The organism is Dietzia sp. DQ11-71 (assembly GCF_014144995.1).
Lineage (GTDB): Bacteria > Actinomycetota > Actinomycetes > Mycobacteriales > Mycobacteriaceae > Dietzia > Dietzia kunjamensis.
The window spans coordinates 1-3,898 of the sequence record NZ_JAALDT010000489.1; the positions used below are offsets into that span (position 1 = coordinate 1).

Here is a 3,898-nt window from a genome sequence, read left to right on the forward strand (position 1 = left end):
CACCGCCGCGGCCGAGTCGGCCGAACCGGCGGGGTCGGCAGCGTCGTCGGAGTCCGCAGTGTCGTCGGAGCCCGCCGATCCGGGGTCGACCCCGCCGCCCGGCAAGGTCGAGCAGCTCGTCCTCACCGCCGAGGACGCCCCGGAGGTCGGGCTGCAACCCGTCCCCGCGGATGAGATCGCCGGCGGGATGGACGCGCTCGGCGCGTTCACGTCCGATGTCCGCGTCGAGCCGGAGCAGTGCGCGGACATCAGTCAGGACGGGCTGGGTGCGCAGTCGGAGCCGGACGCGATGGCGATCCAGGCCGGCCAGGTCGGGGGCACCTCGTTCGCGGTGGCCGTGACCCGGGTGACCGACGGCCTGGCCGCGCGTGCGCAGCAGATCCAGGACTGCCCGGTCATGACGGTCGCGTTCCCGCTCCAGGGCGAGGAGATGATCACCGAGGCGCAGAACTCGCTGCTGGAGGTCGACGCCCCGGAGGGGGTCGAGGACTTCGCGGCCGTGGTCCAGGACAACTCGATGACCATGATGGGGCAGTCCATCCGGACGTCGAACGTGATGATCACGGGCGTCGTCCGCGGGCTCGGCATCTCCGTCACGGCGTCCGGCACCGACGGGCCGATCTCCGACGAGGCCCGGGACACCGCCCTCGAGCTCTTCGCAGCGCAGGCGGAGAAGGTCCGGACCGCCTGATGCCGCTGCCCGTCAGGCGCGCTGCGAGGAGATGGAGACGACCTCGCCCGTGAGGTAGGTCGTGTAGTCGCTTGCGAGCATGGCGATGGTCGCGGCGACCTCCCACACGTCGGCGGCCCGCCCGAACGCCTCCTTCGAGGCGAGCTCGTCGAGCAGCTCGGACGAGGCCGACTTCTCGAGGAACTTGTGCCGCGCGATCGACGGGGCGATCGCATTGATGCGCACGCCGAAGTCCGCGCCCTCGATCGCGGAGCAGCGGGTCAGCGCCATGACGCCGGCCTTGGCGGCGGCGTAGTGGGCCTGCGCCCGCTGCGCGCGCCAGCCCAGCACGGAGGCGTTGTTGACGATCACGCCGTTGTGCTCCGCGTCGCGGAAGTACCGCAGCGCCGCGCGCGTCGCGCGGAAGGTGCCGTTCAGGGTGATGTCGAGGACACGGTCCCAGTCCTCGTCGGTCATGTCGACGAGTTCGGTCTCGCCGCCGAGTCCGGCGTTGTTGATGAGCACGTCGATCCGGCCCAGCTTCTCCGCGGCACCGGCGATCAGCGCGTCGACGTCGGCGGTCGACTGGACGTTGCAGGTCAGCGACTCGATCTGCTGGTCCGGGAACTCGGCGGCGAGCGCGTCGCGGGCCTCGTTCATGCGGCGTTTGTGGAAGTCGGAGACCAGGACGTCGGCGCCCTCGAGCGCCGCGCGTCGGGCCGCCGAGAAGCCGATCCCGGTCCCGGCCGCCGCGGTCACCACGACCTTCTTTCCCTTGAGCAGTCCGTGTCCGGGGGTCTCCTCGGGGACGACGGCGAGGGGGGATTTCTGCTCGGTCATGACGGCCTTGCCTCTCGGGGTAGTCCGAGCACGCGCTCGGAGATGATGTTGCGCTGGATCTCGTTCGATCCGCCGTAGATGGTGTCGGAGCGGGTGAACAGGAAGAGCCGCTGCCACTGCGCGAGCTCGAGGTTCTCGGGGTCGCGGAGGTCGTTGGGCGCTCCCTCGGAGGTGTGGGTGGGACCGGTGAGGGACTGTGCCCCCTGCACCTCCATCGCGAGCTCGCCGAGGTCGCGGTGCCAGTTGGCCCACAGCAGCTTCGCGGCGGAGGCGTTGCCACCGGAGGAGTCGCGCTCGGCGAGGGTCCGCAGCGCGTGGGCACGGATCACCTTGAGCCCGATCCACGCGCGGGTGATGCGCTCGCGCACGGCGGGCACCTCGGCGCTGCCGTTCGCGCGGGCCATCGCGACGATCTCGTCGAGTTCGCGGGCGAAGCCGACCTGCTGGCCCAGGGTGGAGACCCCCCGCTCGAACTCGAGCAGGGTCATGGCCACCTTCCAGCCGTCGCCCCGCTCCCCCACGATCATGCCGGCGTCGGTGACCGCATCGTCGAAGAAGACCTCGTTGAACTCGGAGGTCCCTGTCAGTTGCTGGATCGGGCGGATCTCCACACCCGGCTGGTCGAGCGGGACCAGGAGGAAACTCAGTCCCTTGTGCCGGCTCGTACCCGCTTCCGTGCGGGCCACCACGAACACCCACTGACTGAGGTGCGCGAGCGAGGTCCACACCTTCTGCCCGTTGAGGTGCCACCTGCCGTCATCCCCGAGTTCGGCGGTCGTCGAGACGTTGGCCAGGTCGGACCCGGCGCCGGGCTCGGAGTACCCCTGAGCCCACAGTTCGGTGACGTCGATGATCCGCGGCAGGAATCGGTCCTTCTGCTCCCGGGTCCCGTGGGCGATCAGGGTCGGGCCGAGGAGCGTCTCACCGAGGTGGGACACCCGCGCCGGGGCGTCCGCCTTGGCGTACTCCTCGTGGAACCGCACCTGCTGGCTGAGCGACGCACCGCGCCCGCCGTGCTCGACCGGCCAGCCGACGCAGGTCCACCCCGCCGCCGCCATGTGCCGCTCCCAGGCGAGGCGTTGCGGGAAGAACTCGTGTTCGCTGCCGGGGCCGCCGACGCCCTTGATCTCGGCGAACTCGCCGACGAGGTTGGCATCCAACCAGGTGCGGAACTCCGCCGCGAACTCGTCGTCGGTCATCTCCGACGCGGGCGTGCACTTCTCGGGTGCCGAACTCTCGGTCATACGCCCACACTACCAAGCACTTGCTTGGTTTGCCGGAACCGCCCTCCGCCCACGCCGGGATCGGTTTGGATGACGCCCATGAACTCCCCGTCTCAGCCCCTGTCCGGCAAGGTCGCCTTCATCACCGGCGCCGCGCGCGCCCAGGGCCGGGCCCATGCGGTCCGCCTCGCCTCGGAGGGCGCGGACCTCGTCGTCGTCGACGTCTGCGCGCCGGTGTCCGGGTCCGCCACCTATCCCGCACCCACGCCGGACGACCTGGCCGAGACCGTCCGCCTCGTGGAGGAGACCGGCCGGCGCGCGATCTCGGCGGTCCTCGACATCCGCGACCTGGGCGCGCTGCAGGATCTCGTCGCCCGCACGATCTCCACCTTCGGACGGTTGGACATCCTGGTCGCCAATGCCGCCGTGCTCAGCTGGGGGCGACTGTGGGAGATGCCGGAGGACGACTGGGACACGGTCATCGGCGTCAACCTCAGCGGCACGTGGCGGACGATCCGTGCGGCGGTGCCGGCGATGATCGAGGCGGGAAACGGCGGGTCGATCATCATCGTCAGCTCGTCCGCGGGCCTCAAGGCGACGCCCGGGAACGGGCACTACTCGGCCTCGAAGGCCGGCCTGGTGGCGTTGACCAACGCCCTCGCACTCGAGGTGGGCGAGTTCGGCATCCGCGTCAACTCGATCCACCCCTACTCGGTGGACACGCCGATGATCGATCCCGAGGGCATGGCCGACCTCTTCGGCCGCTTCCCGTCGTTCCTCCACAGCTTCTCGCCGATGCCCCTGAAGAACGCCCGCGTGGACGGCGCGAGCACGCTCGCCGACTTCATGCCGCCCGAGGAGGTCTCCGAGGTGGTCTCCTACCTCGCCGGCGACGGTTCGCGGTCGATCTCCGGCGTCCAGCTCACGGTCGACCGGGGAGCGCTCAAGTACTGACGCCGCCCAAACCAAGCACTTGCTTGGTAGGGTGCAGGCCATGAGCACCACCGTGGAGACCACCCCCGCCGCCCTGCGTCGCGCGGCCCGGTCGTGGCCGGAGCGCGAGGCGATCGTCGACGTGCAGCCCGGCCAGGACACCCGCTGGACGTGGGCCCACCTGCTCGACGAGGTCCGCCGGTTCGCCGCCGGCCTCGTCTCGCGCGGGCTC

The 3,898-nt window shown here is 70.7% G+C and carries 4 protein-coding genes; 2 read left to right on the forward strand and 2 right to left on the reverse strand.

Going from position 1 to position 3,898, the window contains the following annotated elements:
* Nucleotides 1-691, forward strand: a 691-nt coding sequence (locus G6023_RS15070) for a hypothetical protein (RefSeq protein WP_206681006.1), incomplete at its 5' end; no start/stop codon positions are given.
* A 12-nt stretch (nucleotides 692-703) separates the two neighbouring features.
* Here G6023_RS15070 and G6023_RS15075 read toward each other — a convergent pair.
* Nucleotides 704-1,510 (reverse strand): SDR family oxidoreductase, encoded by an 807-nt coding sequence (locus G6023_RS15075; RefSeq protein ID WP_182636281.1) that lies wholly within the window; start codon nucleotides 1,508-1,510, stop codon nucleotides 704-706.
* Nucleotides 1,507-2,754, reverse strand: a complete 1,248-nt coding sequence (locus G6023_RS15080) for an acyl-CoA dehydrogenase family protein (protein WP_154828939.1) — start codon at nucleotides 2,752-2,754, stop codon at nucleotides 1,507-1,509. The genes G6023_RS15075 and G6023_RS15080 overlap by 4 nt, the downstream gene beginning before the upstream one ends.
* A 78-nt stretch (nucleotides 2,755-2,832) precedes the next feature.
* Here G6023_RS15080 and G6023_RS15085 point away from each other — a divergent pair, with 78 nt between their 5' ends.
* Entirely contained in the window at nucleotides 2,833-3,687 is an 855-nt protein-coding gene (locus G6023_RS15085) for a mycofactocin-coupled SDR family oxidoreductase (RefSeq protein WP_061227410.1), read from the forward strand.
* Nucleotides 3,688-3,898 lie beyond the last annotated feature (211 nt).

What these genes read in the sequence shown, in the direction of transcription:
- G6023_RS15075 (WP_182636281.1), bottom strand. Translation starts at nt 1,510, where the DNA reads ATGACCGAGCAGAAATCCCCCCTCGCCGTCGTCCCCGAGGAGACCCCC.
- G6023_RS15080 (WP_154828939.1), bottom strand. Translation starts at nt 2,754, where the DNA reads ATGACCGAGAGTTCGGCACCCGAGAAGTGCACGCCCGCGTCGGAGATG.
- G6023_RS15085 (WP_061227410.1), top strand. Translation starts at nt 2,833, where the DNA reads ATGAACTCCCCGTCTCAGCCCCTGTCCGGCAAGGTCGCCTTCATCACC.